General features: G+C 66.1%; 13 protein-coding genes and 1 pseudogene. 11 read left to right on the top strand and 3 right to left on the bottom strand.

All coding sequences use genetic code 11. The annotated features are described in order from the left end of the window. Window positions 1–2 precede the first annotated feature (2 nt). The 10 genes and pseudogenes from ACETMP_RS26625 (at window position 3) to ACETMP_RS26670 (ending at window position 12,707) form a co-directional block, all read left to right on the top strand. Window positions 3–1,184 (top strand): PepSY-associated TM helix domain-containing protein, encoded by a 1,182-nt coding sequence (locus ACETMP_RS26625; RefSeq protein ID WP_375158482.1) that lies wholly within the window; start codon window positions 3–5, stop codon window positions 1,182–1,184. Window positions 1,185–1,255: 71 nt separating this feature from the next. Continuing rightward, window positions 1,256–2,488 carry a rhodanese-like domain-containing protein gene (locus tag ACETMP_RS26630; protein WP_375158483.1) on the top strand — a complete coding sequence of 411 codons (1,233 nt, stop codon included), beginning with the start codon at window positions 1,256–1,258 and terminating at the stop codon, window positions 2,486–2,488. 149 nt (window positions 2,489–2,637) lie between these two features. After that, window positions 2,638–3,882 carry a phosphoglycerate dehydrogenase gene (gene serA / locus ACETMP_RS26635; protein ID WP_375158484.1) on the top strand — a complete coding sequence of 415 codons (1,245 nt, stop codon included), beginning with the start codon at window positions 2,638–2,640 and terminating at the stop codon, window positions 3,880–3,882. 175 nt (window positions 3,883–4,057) lie between these two features. Next, the gene (locus ACETMP_RS26640; RefSeq protein ID WP_375158485.1) at window positions 4,058–5,719 is read left to right on the top strand and encodes a tannase/feruloyl esterase family alpha/beta hydrolase; all 1,662 of its coding nucleotides are present in this window, start codon (window positions 4,058–4,060) and stop codon (window positions 5,717–5,719) included. Window positions 5,720–5,767: 48 nt separating this feature from the next. Continuing rightward, window positions 5,768–6,250 carry a MarR family winged helix-turn-helix transcriptional regulator gene (locus tag ACETMP_RS26645; RefSeq protein WP_375158486.1) on the top strand — a complete coding sequence of 161 codons (483 nt, stop codon included), beginning with the start codon at window positions 5,768–5,770 and terminating at the stop codon, window positions 6,248–6,250. Beyond that, window positions 6,247–7,017 carry an enoyl-CoA hydratase gene (locus tag ACETMP_RS26650; protein WP_375158487.1) on the top strand — a complete coding sequence of 257 codons (771 nt, stop codon included), beginning with the start codon at window positions 6,247–6,249 and terminating at the stop codon, window positions 7,015–7,017. The genes ACETMP_RS26645 and ACETMP_RS26650 overlap by 4 nt, the downstream gene beginning before the upstream one ends. A 123-nt stretch (window positions 7,018–7,140) precedes the next feature. Beyond that, entirely contained in the window at window positions 7,141–9,477 is a 2,337-nt protein-coding gene (locus tag ACETMP_RS26655) for a methyl-accepting chemotaxis protein (protein ID WP_375158488.1), read from the top strand. Continuing rightward, complete coding sequence (locus tag ACETMP_RS26660) at window positions 9,396–10,292, top strand: dihydrodipicolinate synthase family protein (protein WP_375161996.1); 897 nt, start codon at window positions 9,396–9,398, stop codon at window positions 10,290–10,292. Before ACETMP_RS26655 ends, ACETMP_RS26660 begins: the two co-directional genes overlap by 82 nt. A gap of 342 nt (window positions 10,293–10,634) precedes the next feature. Further along, a pseudogene (locus tag ACETMP_RS26665) lies at window positions 10,635–12,036 on the top strand (selenium-binding protein SBP56-related protein). 83 nt (window positions 12,037–12,119) lie between these two features. Further along, a complete protein-coding gene (locus tag ACETMP_RS26670; protein ID WP_375158489.1) occupies window positions 12,120–12,707 on the top strand; it encodes a hypothetical protein in 588 nt (195 codons plus the stop codon). Window positions 12,708–12,716: 9 nt separating this feature from the next. Here the strand turns inward: ACETMP_RS26670 and ACETMP_RS26675 are convergent, their stop codons facing one another. Genes ACETMP_RS26675 through ACETMP_RS26685 form a run of 3 tightly spaced genes read right to left on the bottom strand, consistent with a single transcriptional unit; the run spans window position 12,717 to window position 15,283 of the window. Further along, window positions 12,717–13,415, bottom strand: coding sequence for a DUF1045 domain-containing protein (locus ACETMP_RS26675; RefSeq protein WP_375158490.1), 699 nt, complete (start codon window positions 13,413–13,415; stop codon window positions 12,717–12,719). An 18-nt stretch (window positions 13,416–13,433) separates the two neighbouring features. Next, entirely contained in the window at window positions 13,434–14,627 is a 1,194-nt protein-coding gene (locus ACETMP_RS26680; protein ID WP_375158491.1) for an alpha-D-ribose 1-methylphosphonate 5-triphosphate diphosphatase, read from the bottom strand. Further along, the gene (locus ACETMP_RS26685) at window positions 14,624–15,283 is read right to left on the bottom strand and encodes a chloramphenicol acetyltransferase (protein WP_375158492.1); all 660 of its coding nucleotides are present in this window, start codon (window positions 15,281–15,283) and stop codon (window positions 14,624–14,626) included. Before ACETMP_RS26685 ends, ACETMP_RS26680 begins: the two co-directional genes overlap by 4 nt. Before the next feature lie 173 nt (window positions 15,284–15,456). Between ACETMP_RS26685 and phnC the strand changes: the two genes are divergently transcribed. Continuing rightward, window positions 15,457–16,266: a phosphonate ABC transporter ATP-binding protein gene (phnC, locus tag ACETMP_RS26690; RefSeq protein WP_028138777.1), complete on the top strand. Its 810-nt coding sequence runs from the start codon at window positions 15,457–15,459 to the stop codon at window positions 16,264–16,266. Window positions 16,267–16,299 lie beyond the last annotated feature (33 nt).

Consider the following 16,299-nt stretch of genomic DNA (forward strand, 5'->3'; position numbering starts at 1 on the left):
TCATGGCGGCGCGGACTGGACACACCATCAAGGCGGTCCTGTTCCAGGTCCATTCCATTGCGGGCCTGATTCTCGCGCTGCTGCTGTCTGTGATCGCGCTGACCGGCGCGATCATGAGCTTCGAGGACGAGATCGTCGATCATCTCAATGCCGGCATCATGCAGGTCGCGCCGCGTCTGGCACCGGCGCTGATGCCGGATGAGCTGGTGGCGCGGCTGACGGCAGGACAGGATCTCGGCAAAGTCTCGGCGGTCACGCTGTCGAGCGATCCGTCGGCGTCGGTCCATGTCCGCTTTGCGCGTGACGAACGGGGCGACCGGCCGACCTCGCTCTATGTCGATCCCTATGACGCGCGCGTGCTGGGCTCGCCCCGCGGCGAGGCGTTCTTCGCGACGGTGCGCCGGCTGCATCGCTGGCTCCTCATCCCCGGCGACGGCAAGGGCTGGGGACGACCGATTACCGGCACCATCGCGCTCGGCCTGATCGTCATGCTGGTGTCGGGCCTGGTGCTGCGCTGGCCGCGTCGGGCAGGCAGCGTGAAGATGTGGTTGAAGCCGAACGTTGGACTCAGCGGCCGCGGATTGCATCGCTCGCTGCACACCGTGATCGGCACCTGGGTCCTGCCGGTCTATCTGACGATGGCGCTCACCGGGCTGTACTTCTCCTTCGAATGGTACAAGGACGGCGTGACCTGGCTGTTGGCGCGTCCGCACGCCGCCGCAGCGAAGATGCCTGCAAAGCCGCCGCGCTTGGCCAACTCCGGGCCGGTGCCGTCAATCGGCTTCGATCCGGCATGGACCACGTTCCAGCGCGAGGAGGGCGATCGGTTCTCCAGAGCCCTGCTGACGCTGCCGGGCGGACCGGGCACGACGATCCGCATCCGGTCGTGGGGGAAGGCCTCGTTGCTCGAAACCACGCGCGACGAATTCCGCATCGATGCCGTCACCGGCCAGCTGGCTTCCGCGGAGCGCTTTACCGATAAGACGTTCGGCGGGACGATCATCGCGGCCATCTACGACATCCATCGCGGCGCGATCCTGGGCTGGCCCGGCAAGCTCGCCTTCATGGTTGCCGCGATCCTGATGCCGCTGTTCTCGATCACCGGAATCCTGCTCTACCTGTCGCGCCGCAGGCTGCGCCGTTCGGCGCCGCCACCGCTCGGACGGCTCGTCCCCGGCGAGTGAGCCGACAAGGCTAGCCAACGCGCTTGCAATCGGTCAAAAGCCCATGGCCTGTCTTCGCTAGGGTCCGTGCCATGAAGCTTCCGACCGTCACTCCCGCCGATATCCGCCGCGCGCTGCTGCTGCGCGAGGAGATCGCGCTGCTCGATCTCAGATACGAGGCAGGCTTTGCGACCGGGCATCCGCTGTTCGCGGCCAACATGGCCGCCGACCGGATCGCGATCGAGGCTGAGACGCGGTTGCCGCGCAAGGACGTGCCGATCGTGCTCTATGATGACGGAGACGGGCTGGTCGCGAGCGGCGCCGAGCGTCTGGCCGCGCTCGGCTATACCCGTATCAGCGCGCTCGACGGCGGGCTGAAGGCGTGGCGCGACGCAGGCTATGAAGTCTTCGCAGACGTCAATTCCTATTCGAAAGCGTTCGGCGAGCTGGTCGAAGCGCGGCGGCACACGCCCTCGCTCAGCGCCGACGAGGTGGCCAAGCTGATCGCCGACAAGGCCAACATCGCCATCCTCGACGTTCGCCGTTTCGACGAATATGCGACCATGAACATTCCGGGCTCGGTCAGCGTGCCCGGCGCCGAATTGGTGCTGCGCGCAGGGCAGGCCGCGCCGGATCCCGACACCACCATCATCGTCAATTGTGCCGGCCGCACCCGCTCCATCATCGGCACCCAGTCGCTGATCAATGCCGGCGTGCCCAACAAGGTGCGCGCGCTGCGCAACGGCACCATCGGCTGGACGCTGGCGGGGCACAGCCTCGACCACGGTGCTGACAGGCGCGGGGAGATCGGGCCATTCGCGGGCGGCCCTGCCAATGCGCGCGATGTCGCCTATCGCGCCGGCGTGCGCCACATCGGCGCGCGCGAGATGGCGGCGCTGGTCGCGCAGACGGATCGCACGCTGTACCGTTTCGACGTACGCGACGCCGAGGAATATGCAGCCGGCCACCTTCCGGGCTTCCGGCATTATCCGGGCGGCCAGCTCGTGCAGGAAACCGACATGGCGGCTCCGGTGCGCGGGGCGCGCATTCTGCTCACCGACGACAGGAGCGTCCGCGCCGACATGACGGCGTCGTGGCTGGCGCAGATGGGGTGGGAGGTCTATGTGCTGGAAGGCGGCTATGGCGCCACGCTCGAGTTCGGCCCGCCGCGCGTGCTGCCTAGGCCCGATCCGGCCCACCGCTACCGCCGTCCCTATGAAGGCACCGATGTCGCGCAAGCCGCGATGCAGGCCTATCTCGATTGGGAATATGGCCTCGTCGAGCAGCTCCGCCGCGACGGCACGCACGGGTTTTACGTGATTTGATTCTGCCGGCCGTCGCGTGCAGATGACGGAGTTGGTGGGATGCCAGGTATCTCTCGCATCGCCATCTTCTCCCGTATCAGCCCCCTATTGTACTGCGCATCCTCCGCGGTCTATGTGCTCAGGCAAAGCTCATCATCCACGGAGACACCATGTCAGCCCCAGGCCAAGGCCCTGAGCGGAACGCCAAGGCGCTGCTGCTCGAAGGCGTCAATGATAGCGCTGTCGACCTTTTCAGGAGCGCGGGCTTCACCAATGTGGAGCGGCTGACCAAGGCGCTCGACGGCGCGGATCTGCGCCGGGCGCTCGACGGCGTCTCGTTGCTCGGGATCCGTTCGCGCACCCAGATCACCGATGAGGTGCTCGGGGTCGCCGACCAGCTGCTCGCGGTCGGCTGCTTCAGCGTCGGCACCAACCAGGTCGATCTCGCGGCGGCGCGCAAGCGCGGCATTCCCGTGTTCAACGCGCCCTTCTCCAACACGCGCAGCGTCGCCGAGCTCGTGATCGGCGAGATCGTGATGCTGCTGCGGCGGATCTTCCCGCGCTCGGTGTCGGCCCATGCCGGCGGCTGGGACAAGTCGGCGACCGGCAGCCGCGAGGTGCGCGGCCGCACGCTCGGCATCGTCGGCTACGGCAATATCGGCTCGCAGCTCTCGACGCTCGCCGAAGCCATGGGCATGCGCGTGATCTATTTCGACCGCACCGACAAGCTTCGCCACGGCAACACCGAGCCGGTGGAGCGACTGGACGAGCTGCTGGCGCAGAGCGACGTCGTCAGCCTGCACGTGCCGGAGACGCCGGAGACGGCGGGCATGATCGGCGAGAAGCAGCTGCGGACGATGAAGCCGGGCTCGTTCCTGATCAACAACAGCCGCGGCACCGTGGTCGATCTCGATGCGCTGGCGCGCGCCCTGCGCGACGGTCACCTCGCCGGTGCGGCCGTCGACGTGTTTCCGGTCGAGCCGTCTTCGAACGCGGATCGCTTCAACAGCCCGTTGCAGGGCCTCGAGAACGTCATCCTCACGCCGCATATCGGCGGCTCGACCGAGGAGGCGCAGGAGCGGATCGGCGGCGAGGTCGCGCGCAAGCTGGTCGACTATTTCGTCACGGGGTCGACCATGGGCGCGGTGAATTTCCCGGAAGTGCAGCTGCATCTCCGCCCTTCCGGTGCACGCTTCAGCCATGTCCATCGCAACGTCCCGGGCATGCTGCGGCGGCTCAACGAGGTCTTCCTTCAGCGCGACATCAACATCGCCGCGCAATATCTGGAGACATCGGGCGATCTCGGTTACGTCGTGCTCGACGCCGATCTCGCGGGGCAGGATTCCGCAGCGCTGCTGCAGCAGATCCGCAGCCTCGACGGCACGATCGGCGCGCGGCTGGTGTTCGAGCACTGAAGCGGTTTCAAGCGAAGTGGATACCGGTTCGCGTCAAGAAAGCGCGTCAAGCAACAAGCCGCAGCCTGCTCTGATTCCATCGCAACAGGCTGCAGCGCTTGGTTGACGGCCGGCAGAAGGTCGCATTCAATGCGGACGCTGTTGGATTGAACGAGAACGCAACCGGGTGGAAACGATGACGCTGACGAGAGCGAAGCTGTGCGCATGGCTGGTGGGTACGGCGGCGGCCCTGAGCGCGAACGTTGCGGGGGCCGCGACCCTGACAGCGGATGCAGAGACGGTCTGCAAGGGCCTCGTTGGCGGCGCCGACGCCGTAAAGATAGATTCCGCAACGCTGCAAGCGCCCTCACAGCTCATTGTCGCCGAACGCGGTCCGACGCCGTCGGCGCGTATCACGCCGGCCAACCCGGCCTTCTGCAAGGTGCTCGGTCATATCGACCCTACCGATCCCAAGGCGCCGCCGATCAGATTCCAGGTCAACCTTCCCGTCGAATGGAACGGACGCTTGCTGCAATATGGCGGCGGCGGGTTCAACGGCGTGCTGATCACCGGCCTTGCGCTGCCGCCGGCCTATCCCTTCGACAAGCCGTCGCCGCTGGCGCGCGGCTTCGTCACCTACGGCACCGATTCCGGCCACGAGACCAAGCCGGGCGAGCCGCCGCAGGTCTTTGCGCTGAACGATGAGGCCTTCGAGAATTTCGCCCACCGCGCCTACAAGAGAGTGCGCGACGTTGCGGTTGCGCTGATGGAGCGTGCCTACGGCAAGAAGCCCGACAAGATGTACTTCATGGGCTCGTCCGAGGGCGGCCGCGAGGGTCTCACCATGGCGCAGCGCTATCCCGACGACTTCGACGGCATCTTCGCCCGCGTTCCCGTCATCAACTGGGTCGGCCTGCAGCACGCCGGCACGCGGTCGGGTCTCGTCACCATGGGGCCGGGCTGGATCAATCCGGCGCAGGTGAAGCTCGTCGGCGAGGCGGTGCGGGCGGCCTGCGACAAGGCCGACGGCTCCGACGATGCGCTGGTGCAGAACCCCGTCGCCTGCAAGGCCGCCTTCAAGGTCGAGACGCTGCGTTGCGCGACCGGCCAAAGCGGCGATCAGTGTCTCACCGATGCGCAGATCAAGGCGATCGAGACGCTGCACGCGACCTACAAATTCCCGTTCCCGCTCGAAAACGGACTCGACGATTATCCAGGCTGGGGCGTCTCGGGCGAGGACATTCCGGCGATCGGTCCGACCGGCGGCTGGACCGCGTGGTGGCTCGGCACCGCGCCGCCGGCACAACCGCCCGCGCCCAACAACGGCATCGCCTGGATCTACGGCGCCGGCGGCATCCAATATGTCTTCGCGCGCGATCCCAAGCTCGACGTCACCACCTACAAGGTGGAAGAGCACAAGGCGCGGCTGCTCGAAGTGTCGAAGCTGATGGATTCGACCGATCCCGATCTCAGCCGCTTCCGCGCGCGCGGCGGCCGCCTGATCATGCTCGAGCACATGGCCGACTATGCCCAGAGCCCCTATGCCGGCATCCGCTATTTCGAGAGCGTCGAGCGCAAGCTCGGCAAGGCCGAGACGGCGGAGTTCGCGCGGCTCTACACCGCCCCCGGCGTCGACCATGTCGGCTCCGGCGCACCGGCCAATGTCGACATGCTCAGCGTGCTGGTCGACTGGGTCGAGAAGGGCAAGGCGCCCGGCGATCTCGAAGTGGCCGAGCAGAAGGTCGAGGCGCCCTCGTTCACGACGCTGCGTGCGCTGCCGCTGTGCCGCTGGCCCGCATGGCCGCACTACAAATCGGGACCGGTGACGGAAGCGGCGAGCTTCGCCTGCGCACCGTAGCCAAACGGCTCGTTTGACAACGACCGCGCGCTCAGCTAGATATTTCGCATGCGAAATAATGGCGCCGACGCGCGGCATCATCGGCTGATCTACCTGCTCAGCGTCGCGCAGCGCCGCTTGCAGCGCTGGATGGCGTCGCGCCCGGAGAGCGAGGTGACGCCGGCGCAGGCGGGGTTGTTGTTCATCCTCGGCAAGCAGGATGGCGTCTTGATGGGCGAGGCGGGCGCGGCGCTCGACATGGGGCCCGCCGGCATTTCCGGCCTCGTCGACCGCACCGAGGCTGCGAAGTTGATCGAGCGGCGGGCCGACCGCGAGGACGGACGCGCCTGGCGCATCTTTCTGACGCCGAAGGGACGCAGCGCGCTGGCGCAGGCGAAAGCTGGCGCGGCGGAGATCAACGCGGCCCTGACGGACGGATTCACGGCTGCCGAGATCGACATCGTCGCGCGCTGGCTGACCAGCATTCAGGACAAGTTTCCAAGGCCTTCGGACGACAAGCCATTCAGACGAATAGAAGGAGCGAACCCATGACCGAGCACGTCCGCATCGAGACCAATGGCGGCATCCTCACCCTCACGCTGGCGCGTCCCGACAAGAAGAACGCGCTGACCGATGCGATGTACGGCAAGCTCGCCGACGCCATCGAAGGCGCCGAGGGCGACGCCTCCACTCGCGTGATCCTGATCCGCGGCGAGGGCGACATGTTCACCGCCGGCAACGACGTCGGCGAATTCGCCGCGGTCGCAACCGGCAAGTCCGAAGGCAGCCGCAACGTCGTCCGCTTCATCCAGTCGCTGGCCCGCTGCACCCGGCCGCTGGTCGCGGCGGTGCAGGGCCGCGCCGTCGGCGTCGGCACCACGATGCTGCTGCATTGCGACCTCGTGGTGCTCGCCGACAACGCGCAATTGTCGACGCCTTTCGTCAGCCTCGCGCTGGTGCCGGAAGCTGCCTCCAGCCTGCTGATGCCGGCGCGCATCGGCCATGCCCGTGCCTACGAGATGTTCGCGCTGGGTGAGGCGGTGCCGGCGCAGGCGGCGCTGCAATGGGGCATCGCCAACCGCGTGGTGCCGCTCGACAAGCTCGATGCCGAGGCGCTTGCACTCGCGCAGCGCCTTGCCCGGCAACCGGCCGGCGCCCTCACCGCCACCAAGCGCCTGATGCGCAACGGAGAGGTGCTGGTCGCGCAGATGCAGGCCGAAGGCGAGCAGTTCGCCCAGCGCCTACGCACCGCCGAGGCGCGCGAAGCATTCACGGCTTTTGCAGAGCGCCGCCCGCCTGACTTCACCAAGGTCGCGTGAGCGAACGCGGTCTGCCGGGAGAGACGGCGGAGTACGACTGAAGGTCTTTGATTAAAGTCTTAACCAAACCTTGGCATGTCACGGTGCAAGGTGCCCGCTCGTGTAAAGCAGGTCCCTTTGGCCATGTCATTCTTTAAGAAATCGGTAAGCAAGCTACTTCTTGTTCTGATGGCGCTTTTGGCCGCCGGCGCGCTGGCCAGCACCGCGTTCCAGATGCTCGGGGCGTTCGGCCGCTACAGCGACAGCCTGGAGACCGAGCGGCTTGCGGCTGCCGACAAGGCCATCTTCCAGGGCGTGCTCGCATTGCGCAACAATCGCGGCGATGCGCAGAGCGCGCTGCTCGGCGAGGACGATCCGCGTGCCAAGCTCGGCGCCGCCGAGAAGGCCGAGCAGGCCGGCTATGATGCCATCGTCGCGGCGCTCTCCACTGTCGAGTTCGCCCGCCGCGACGAGCTCGCCAGCACGCTGAAACAGCGCTGGAGCGAGGCTGCGCCGAAGTTCCAGCTGTTCTACGACGAGGCCAGGTTGCCGCGCGCCGAGCGCAAGGTCGAGCGTACCGCGCCCTGGTACGATGGCGTCACCAAGGTGATCGAGACCGCGAATCTGGCATCCACCGCGGTGTCGAACCGCGCCTGGACCAACGATCCCTTCATTGCCCGCATGATCCAGGCCCGCCGCCTGGCCTGGCAGGTCCGCGACCGTTACGGCATCCAGTGCTCGACCCTCCGTCCCAACATCAACACCTCGAAGCCGCTCGACGAGACTCAGAAGCAGACCGTGGCCGGCTGGAACGGCATCGTCACCGCCGGCTGGACCGGCCTGGAGGAATTGCTGGCCGCGCCCGACGTGACGGCGGATGTCGTCAATGCGGCGAAGGAGGCGCGGGCCAAGACCGACGGCGTGCTCAAGCAGATCGGCGATCTCACCAAAAATCTCGACGGCAGCGGCAAGCCGGCAATGCCCGCCTCGGAATGGAACGCGTTGTGCCAGTCGCCCTTCGCGCCGATCGTCGCGGTCGCCAACAAGGCTCTCGACCTGTCCATCGCGCGTGCGGAAGCCGTCCAGGCCAAAGCCCTCACCAACCTCATCGTGCAGTCGTTCGCATTCCTGCTCGCGCTGGCCGTGACGCTGACCGGTGTGTTCGTGGTGCGCAATCGCCTGATGCGGCCGGTACGCGCCATCCTCGATGCCATCGCCCGCATCAGCGCCCGCGATTATGCGACGCCGGTGCCGCAATCCCGGCATCCCGACGAGTTCGGCACCATGGCCGCCGCGCTCGAAAGCCTGCGCGAGAGCGCAGCCACCGCGGAACGGCTGGGCCGGGAGCGCAGATCGCAGCAGGCGCTGCAACTCGCGCGCTCCGGCACCGTCGATTCCGCCTGCCGCAGCTTCGACGACACGGTGCAGGCGGTCATCCAGAGCGTTGCGGCCTCGACGCGTGAGCTCGATGCCACCGCCACCGGCGTGCGCTCGCTGGTCTCGCAGTCGAGCAGCCAGACCGCGGCGGTCTCCTCCGCCGCCGAGCAAGCCACCAACAATCTCGAGACCATCGCCGCCGCGACCGAGGAGCTCTCCGCATCCGTCGGCGAGATCTCGGCGCAGGTGCAGTCCAGCGCCCGCGAGGCCCGCGAAGCCGTCGCGCAGGCCGAGCAGACCAATGCGACGGTCGAGATCCTCGACCAGACCGCAAGCCGCATCGGCGAAGTCGTCAAGATGATCAACGCCATCGCCGCCCAGACCAACCTTCTGGCCTTGAACGCCACCATCGAAGCCGCGCGCGCGGGCGAGGCCGGTCGCGGCTTCGCCGTGGTCGCCGGCGAGGTCAAGAGCCTCGCCTCCCAGACCGCGACCGCGACCGAAGAGATCTCGCGCCAGGTCGAGGAGATCCAGGCCGCGACGGGCCAGGCGGTTGCCGCCATCCGTTCGATCGGCGGCGCCATCAGCGCCATCGACGAGAAGATGACGGCGATTGCCGCCGCGGTCGAGCAGCAGCGCGCCGCCACCACCGAGATCTCCCGCAATTTCCAGCAGGCGGCGCAAGGCACTCGCGAGGTCACCGACACCATCGGCAGCGTCGCCAGGCTCAACCAGGAGACCGGCAATGCCGGCACGGTTCTGTCGGAATCCGTCAAGAAGATGTCGGCCGATGCCGATCGTCTCCGCGTCGCGGTTGAGGGCTTCCTGGGCGCGGTGAAGACCGCCTGGTTTCGCTTCATTCTTCCATTCCGAGATCGTGCGTTCGGCATTGCCGCCGGTCCGCGCGGCGGCTACATCTGTGCCGCCTCGCGCCGTGAGCGCAGCGCCGGACGCAAGACGCATCAGGGATGGAGAGTTCGATGCCGGTCACCCCCCACAAGGCCCAGCGCCCCTATCGCGGCGTGTTCCCGGTCGCGCCCACCATTTTCGACGAGCGCGGTGAGCTCGACCTCGAGGGACAGCGCCGCTGCATCGATTTCATGATCGATGCCGGCTCGCACGGCCTCTGCATCCTCGCCAATTTCTCCGAGCAGTTCGTGCTCACCGATGCCGAGCGCGAGAGCGTGATGCATGCGGTGCTGGAGCATGTCGCGGGACGGGTTCCCGTGATCGTCACCACCACCCATTTCAGCTCGGCCGTGTGCGCGGCGCGCAGCAAGCAGGCCGAGGCGGCGGGCGCGGCCATGGTGATGGTGATGCCGCCCTATCACGGCGCGACCTTCCGGGTCCCCGAGAAGGGCATCGTCGAATTCTTCAGGGTGCTCTCGGGCGCGATCGACATTCCGATCATGATCCAGGATGCGCCGGTGGCCGGCACGCCGCTCTCGGTCGAGCTGCTCGCACGGCTGGCGCGCGACTTCTCGAACATCCGCTATTTCAAGATCGAGGTAGCAGGCGCGGCCTCAAAGCTGCGCAGCCTGATCGAGGCGGGCGGCAAGGACATCGAAGGCCCCTGGGACGGCGAGGAGGCGATCACGCTGCTCGCCGATCTCGACGCCGGTGCTACCGGCGCGATGACCGGCGGCGGCTATCCCGACGGCATCCGCCAGATCATCGATCCCTATTTCGCCGGCGACCGCGAGAAGGCAAAGGCCGCTTACGAACGCTGGCTGCCGCTGATCAACTATGAGAACCGCCAATGCGGCCTGATCGCCTGCAAGGTCATGATGCAGGCCGGGGGTGTGATCAAGTCGGAAGCCGTGCGGCATCCGCTCCAGCCGCTGCATCCGGCAACGCGCGCGGGATTGCTGGAACTCGCCAGGGAGCGCGATGCACTGGCGCTGCGGTGGGGGAAATAGCGGAGCCAAACATTCAGTGTCGTCCCGACAAGCGCGCCTCAAGCGCGCGCAGATGACGAAGACTTGGAGTTGGCAGCTCGCTTCATAACCACTCCCTGGGGTTATGAGTCCCCGCGTTCGCGGGGACGACATCGAGAGAGAGGCCGCCCTCCAACCTCACTTCGCCGGCCGTAGGGCGTCCAATTAACGCGATTCCGCCAGTTTCGCGCAGCTCGGCGATGGCATATTGTACGCTCGCCAACCGGCCCCGCGGAGAATCCCAACACATCGCGCAATACCTCTTCACGATGCCGTTATCCCGAGTCAGGTTGGCGCAAACCGACAGAACAGGGAGGCAGTGCCATGACGATGAGGCCGGATCCCACCTTTCACGCATCGCCCAAGCTTGCGATGGAAGCACCTGCGGAGAACTTTGCCTACACATTGCTGCTCAGTCCGGACTTCTCGAAGCCGGATGCTCTCGCGGTCATCGACGTCAAGCCGGGATCGCCGACCTATAGCCAGATCGTCCACACCGTGACGATGCCCAACAAGGGCGATGAGTTTCATCACTTCGGCTGGAATGCGTGCTCCTCCGCCTTGTCGCCGCTCGCCGGACATGCCTTCATCGAGCGGCGCTATCTCATCATTCCCGGGCTGCGCTCGTCGCGCATCTACATCATCGATACCAAGCCCGATCCGACTAAAGCCAAGATCCACAAGATCATCGAGCCAGAGGAAGTCTTCAAGAAGACCGGCTACTCGCGGCCTCACACGATCCATTGCGGGCCAGACGGCATTTACGTCAGCACGCTGGGCGGCGGCGGCAAGGACGGTACCGACGGCCCTCCAGGCGTCTTCATCATGGATTGCGAGACCTTCGAGGTCCTGGGACGATGGGAGATCGACCGCGGTCCACAGACGCTGCACTATGATTTCTGGTGGAATCTGCCGCGCGACTACATGGTGACGAGCGAATGGGCATTGCCGCCGCAGTTCGAGAACGGGATCGTCCCGGAGGATCTGCTCGCGAACAAATATGGACATCGTCTCCACTTCTGGGATCTTCGCGCACGTCGCAACGTCCAGACCATCGACCTCGGCGCCAATCATCAAATGGCGCTGGAGGTACGACCGGCGCACGATCCGGTTCGCGAGTACGGCTTCGTCGGCGTCGTGGTCGACACCACGAATCTCGAAGCATCGATCTGGACGTGGTGGCGAGAAGGCGGGAAATTCCATGCGGAGAAGACCGCGACGATCCCACCCGAGCCAGCGCCAAAGGAGAAGCTCCCGCCGCTGCTCCAGGGCTTTGGCGCCGTGCCGCCGCTGGTGACCGACATCGACCTGTCGATGGATGACCGGTTTCTCTATGTCTCGTGCTGGGGCACGGGTGAAATGCGCCAGTACGACGTCAGTGATCCGCGCAAGCCGAAGCACGCGGGCTCGGTCCACATCGGCGGTATCGCGCGCCGCACGCCGCATCCGAATGGCAAGGCATTTGCGGCGGGTCCGCAGATGGTCGAGATCAGCCGCGACGGCAGGCGCGTTTACTGGACCAATTCGCTCTATTCCACCTGGGATGACCAGTTCTATCCCGATGGGGTTCCGGGCGTGGAGGTCATGGCCAATGTCGGTCGCAACGGAGGCCTCGAGGCTCGACAAGGACTATTTCGTGAGCTTCCCCGACGGATATCGTGCGCACCAGATCAGGCTCGAGGGCGGCGATTGTTCGACGGACTCCTTTTGCTACCCGTCGGTCTAGATTGGGGACACGCGAGCCCGGCACTCGGCTGGCTGTGGCTCGCGCTTGTTGCGAGCGGTCTCTATCACGGGGTCAATCCAGGGATGGGATGGCCGCTCGCTGTTTCGGCCGGGCTCATGGACAAGAGCCCGCGCGCGCTTTTCCACGCGCTGTGCGCCCTGTCGGCCGGCCATCTCCTTGCAACGCTTCTCGTGCTGCTGCCATTCGCGTTCCTGCTCGTGCTGGCGGAGTGGCAGCGTCCGATCCAGCTGGTCGCCAGCCTTCTCGTCATCGGCTTCGGCGTCTATCGGCTGGTCGACCGGCGTCATCCGCGCGCGCTGGCACGAATTCCGCCGACGCAATTGGCGCTGTGGTCATTTGCCGTTGCCATTGCGCACGGCGCCGCCTTGATGCTCGTGCCGATCTATCTCGGGCTATGCCAGGCCTTCGAGCTCGATGCCGGCCATCAGGCGGCGGGCGAGTTGATGAAGGCAAATGTCGGGATGGCGGTGCTGGTGTCCCTGGTGCACGTTATCGCGATGGTCAGCGCCGGTGGATGTCTGGCTTGGCTGGTCTACCGCTATCTGGGATTGAAGTTCGTCTCGCGAAGCTGGTTCAATCTGGATGCAGTCTGGGCGACGAGCCTCGTTCTGGTCGGCGCCGTGGCGCTCGCCTTCAATCTTGGGAGCTAGCAGTGAGGCCTACCGCGTCAACGCCCACTCACCGATGATGCGGAAGCGAGCCTTCGCCTCGTCCTGCTTGAACAGTGCGAGGCGGTCGATCGCCAGCGTGCCAAGATCAAGCGCAGCAAATCGTCCCCGCAACATCTCCAGAATCGGCCCGCGGTGCTCTGCATCCAGCCGGCCGGTGAGCGTCATGTGGAAGCGGAATTCCTCCATCACGTAAGGGTAGCCCCAGCGGTCGAGATAGTCGCGCTGCCGTTCGCTCAGCTTCTCCGGCTTGCGCCGCGCGCGATCCTCCGCGGTCAGCGCCGCACGGAAAGCGTCGAAATCCCGGACGCAATCGGCGGCGAGCTCTTGCAGCGCCTCGACCGGCTCGGCTGGAATGACGGCGATGAAGCCGCTGATGGCATCGACGACGGGCCGGATCACGGGACGCGGCCGCGTCTTGCCGGCGAAGGTCGCGCAAGCGGTCATCAGCTCGGCTTCGGTCCTGCCAGATGCCAGCGCCATCGGCGCTTTCAGCGTGGCATGAAAGCCGTATTTGCGCGGATCGGCGCTGATATCGCGCCAGTCAGGTGCGACCTCCAGCGCCTCGCGCGGAAACGGCAGTTCGTTGCCGGCATAGGCATCGTAGCCGAGCAGCTCGGCGCCGAAGCGGGAGAGCGGGCTGTTGTTGCCTGCGGCAAAATAGATCGCGTAGCGGGGAAAGCCTGTCATCGCGCGAGCATAGCCGGTTTAGGCCGCGGCGACAGCTTCGCGCGGCATCGCCGCCGCACTCAGGAGCCGCGTCGCATCGGTGAGATGGACCAGCTTGCCGCCCGATATCACTGCGATCAGCCGCGGCCGCATCGACACATCGTCGTCGACCAGCAGAATGTCGGCACGGCGGCCTTCCGCGAGCACGCCGCGATCGGTCAGGCCGGTCGCGCGCGCAGGGCCGGCAGAGACCAGATTCCAGGCCTCGGTCAGCGGCAGCACGCCATCGGCGGCGAGCCGGAACGCGGCGAGCAGCTGGGCGGGATAATAGTAATCCGACGCCAGCACCGAGCAGAGCCCCTTGGCGATCATGTCGGAGGCCTTGGTCCAGCCGGTGTGGCTGCCGCCGCGCACGACGTTCGGCGCGCCGTAGACGATGGCATCGCCGTGGCTTGCCGCCGCCTGCGCCGTCTCTTCGTTGATCGGAAACTCGGCGATCAAAGCGCCGAGCTCGCGAAACTCGCGGCGCATCGCCGGCGTCGCGTCATCGTGCGAGAGCATCCGCACCCCGGCCGCACGGGCCGCGGCGGCCAGACGCGCAACGGAAGCCGGCACCTCATCGGCGCGCGAGACCACACGCTCGACCAGGCGGTCGAATTCCTCGCCCGACAAGCCGGTGCGCTCCACCATGCGGTTGCGCTTGCGTGGCTTGGCCATGTCGGCGACCGTGCCGTCCATGTGGTCGTTGAAGGCAAACAAGTCGACGCGGCCTTCCACGAGCCACTGCGTAATCTCGGCCTCGGCGTCGAGATTGTAGGTTTCATGCCGCAGATGAAAGCGAGTGTCGGCGGCGAATTGCGGACGCTGCCGCTCGATCGCCTCCATCAGTCCGCGCGCATTGTCCGCGCTGCGCAGGCCCGGCTCCCAGGAGCAGGTGGTGGCGTGAAACACCGTGGTGATGCCGTTGCTGATGGCCTGGCGGTCGCTGTCGGCGAGCGCGACATCGATCGGGAAGTCGACACCGGCGCGCGGCATCATCTGCCGCTCGAAGGCATCGCCGTGAAGATCGACGATGCCGGGCAGCACCAATAGGTTGCGTGCATCGATCGCCAGCCGCGCCCGGCCGTGAGAGGCGTCTATCGCGGTGATGTCCTGTCCGGACACCGCCAATGACGTTTCGACGAGTTCGGTGCCGATCAGGGTCCGGCCGCCTTCAAGCAAGATATCTGTCACGCGACCGCGCTTTGTTTGCTGGCAGGGAGAGTTGCCCGTGCTTCGTATGCCGCCAGAAAATCTTCAATCCCGAGCTTGCGGAAATCGGGCAGGGCCTCGCGCAACTTGTCGTGATCCCAGTCCCACCAGGCAAGCCTCGCAAGACGCCCGGCGATCTCCTCCGAAAATCGCCGCCGCACGATGCGGGCCGGATTGCCGGCGACGATGGTGTAGACCGGCACGTCCTTGGTGACGATGGCGCCGGCGGCGATCACTGCGCCCGTGCCAATGTTGCGGCCCGGCAGCACGATCGCGCCGTGGCCGATCCAGACGTCGTGGCCGATATGGATGTGATGCTGCCGCCGCCATTCGAAGAACTCGGCATCATCGCTCTCGCCGTCGAAATAGGCGCTCGACCGATAGGTGAAATGCGCCTGCGTCGCGCGGTGCATCGGATGGTTGCCGGGGTTGATGCGCGTCATCGCCGCGATCGAGCAGAATTTTCCGATCGTACTGTAGGTGATCTGCAGATCGTTCACGACATAGGAATAATCGCCCATCGCCACTTCGTGCAGGATGGTGCGGGCGCCGACCTCGGTATAGGCGCCGAGCCGGGCCTCGTGCAGCTTGGCCGAGGGATCGATGGTCGGCTGAACTGAAAGAGCTTTGGCGGCCATGTCGAATCCGGAGTGCGAAGGCGGGCGTACCTCTTCGAGCGGATTCATGACAATGTCATGACGTAGCGATGACAGGGAATGAGCTGTGCAGGATCGCTGCGCTGCAACGGTCGTGTCACACAAGTGTTAAGCATGGACGTTAGCGATTGGCTCCAGCTACTCTGGAGCCCTGCATGCTGGTGGTGGATGGTCTGACGTGTCGCTTCGGCGCAAAAGCCGCGGTGGACGATGCTTCGTTTCAAGTTTCTCCCGGCGGCTTCGTCGGTGTGATCGGGCGATCCGGCGCCGGCAAGTCGACATTGCTGCGGAGCATCAACCGCCTGGTGACGCCGAGCGAGGGACGGATCCTGTTCGACGGCGTCGACGTCACCGCATTGCGCGGCAAGGAGCTGCGGCAATGGCGGGCGCGGTCGGCCATGATCTTCCAGCAGTTCAATCTGGTCGGCCGACTCGATGTCCTCACCAACGTCCTGATGGGACGGCTCGCGACGATGCCGGCCTGGCGCTCGCTGTCGCAAATCTGGCCGGAGCAGGACAAGGCGCTGGCGATGTCCGCACTGGAACAGTTCGACATCGCCTCGCTCGCCGCCCAGCGCGCCGACCAGCTCTCCGGCGGTCAGCAGCAGCGCGTCGCGATCGCGCGCGCATTGGTGCAGCAGCCCGACATCATCCTCGCCGACGAGCCGATCGCCTCGCTCGACCCGCGCAACACCAAGATCGTGATGGATGCGCTTTTGCGCATCAACAAGCATTTCGGCATCACTGTGCTCTGCAACCTGCATTCGCTCGACCTCGCTCGCAGCTATTGCGATCGCCTGATCGGCATGGCGCAGGGCCGCGTGGTGTTCGACGGCGCGCCGGCCGCGCTGACCGATCACGTCGCGCGCGAGCTCTACGATCTCGAAGCCGCCGATGTCATGGGCGCCATGCCTGCGCCGGCGCCCGCGGGCGTCCCCGCGCTCGGAACGGCCGCGGCCGCCTGAGCGAAACCTGTTTCGTTGCAAGTCTTCTTTGCA

Origin of the sequence: Bradyrhizobium dasycarpum, from assembly GCF_042019905.1 — a bacterium.
GTDB classification, from domain to species: domain Bacteria; phylum Pseudomonadota; class Alphaproteobacteria; order Rhizobiales; family Xanthobacteraceae; genus Bradyrhizobium; species Bradyrhizobium japonicum_B.

What these genes read in the sequence shown, in the direction of transcription:
- ACETMP_RS26625 (WP_375158482.1), top strand. Translation starts at nt 3, where the DNA reads ATGGCGGCGCGGACTGGACACACCATCAAGGCGGTCCTGTTCCAGGTC.
- ACETMP_RS26630 (WP_375158483.1), top strand. Translation starts at nt 1,256, where the DNA reads ATGAAGCTTCCGACCGTCACTCCCGCCGATATCCGCCGCGCGCTGCTG.
- serA (WP_375158484.1), top strand. Translation starts at nt 2,638, where the DNA reads ATGTCAGCCCCAGGCCAAGGCCCTGAGCGGAACGCCAAGGCGCTGCTG.
- ACETMP_RS26640 (WP_375158485.1), top strand. Translation starts at nt 4,058, where the DNA reads ATGACGCTGACGAGAGCGAAGCTGTGCGCATGGCTGGTGGGTACGGCG.
- ACETMP_RS26645 (WP_375158486.1), top strand. Translation starts at nt 5,768, where the DNA reads ATGCGAAATAATGGCGCCGACGCGCGGCATCATCGGCTGATCTACCTG.
- ACETMP_RS26650 (WP_375158487.1), top strand. Translation starts at nt 6,247, where the DNA reads ATGACCGAGCACGTCCGCATCGAGACCAATGGCGGCATCCTCACCCTC.
- ACETMP_RS26655 (WP_375158488.1), top strand. Translation starts at nt 7,141, where the DNA reads ATGTCATTCTTTAAGAAATCGGTAAGCAAGCTACTTCTTGTTCTGATG.
- ACETMP_RS26670 (WP_375158489.1), top strand. Translation starts at nt 12,120, where the DNA reads ATGGGATGGCCGCTCGCTGTTTCGGCCGGGCTCATGGACAAGAGCCCG.
- ACETMP_RS26675 (WP_375158490.1), bottom strand. Translation starts at nt 13,415, where the DNA reads ATGACAGGCTTTCCCCGCTACGCGATCTATTTTGCCGCAGGCAACAAC.
- ACETMP_RS26685 (WP_375158492.1), bottom strand. Translation starts at nt 15,283, where the DNA reads ATGGCCGCCAAAGCTCTTTCAGTTCAGCCGACCATCGATCCCTCGGCC.
- phnC (WP_028138777.1), top strand. Translation starts at nt 15,457, where the DNA reads ATGCTGGTGGTGGATGGTCTGACGTGTCGCTTCGGCGCAAAAGCCGCG.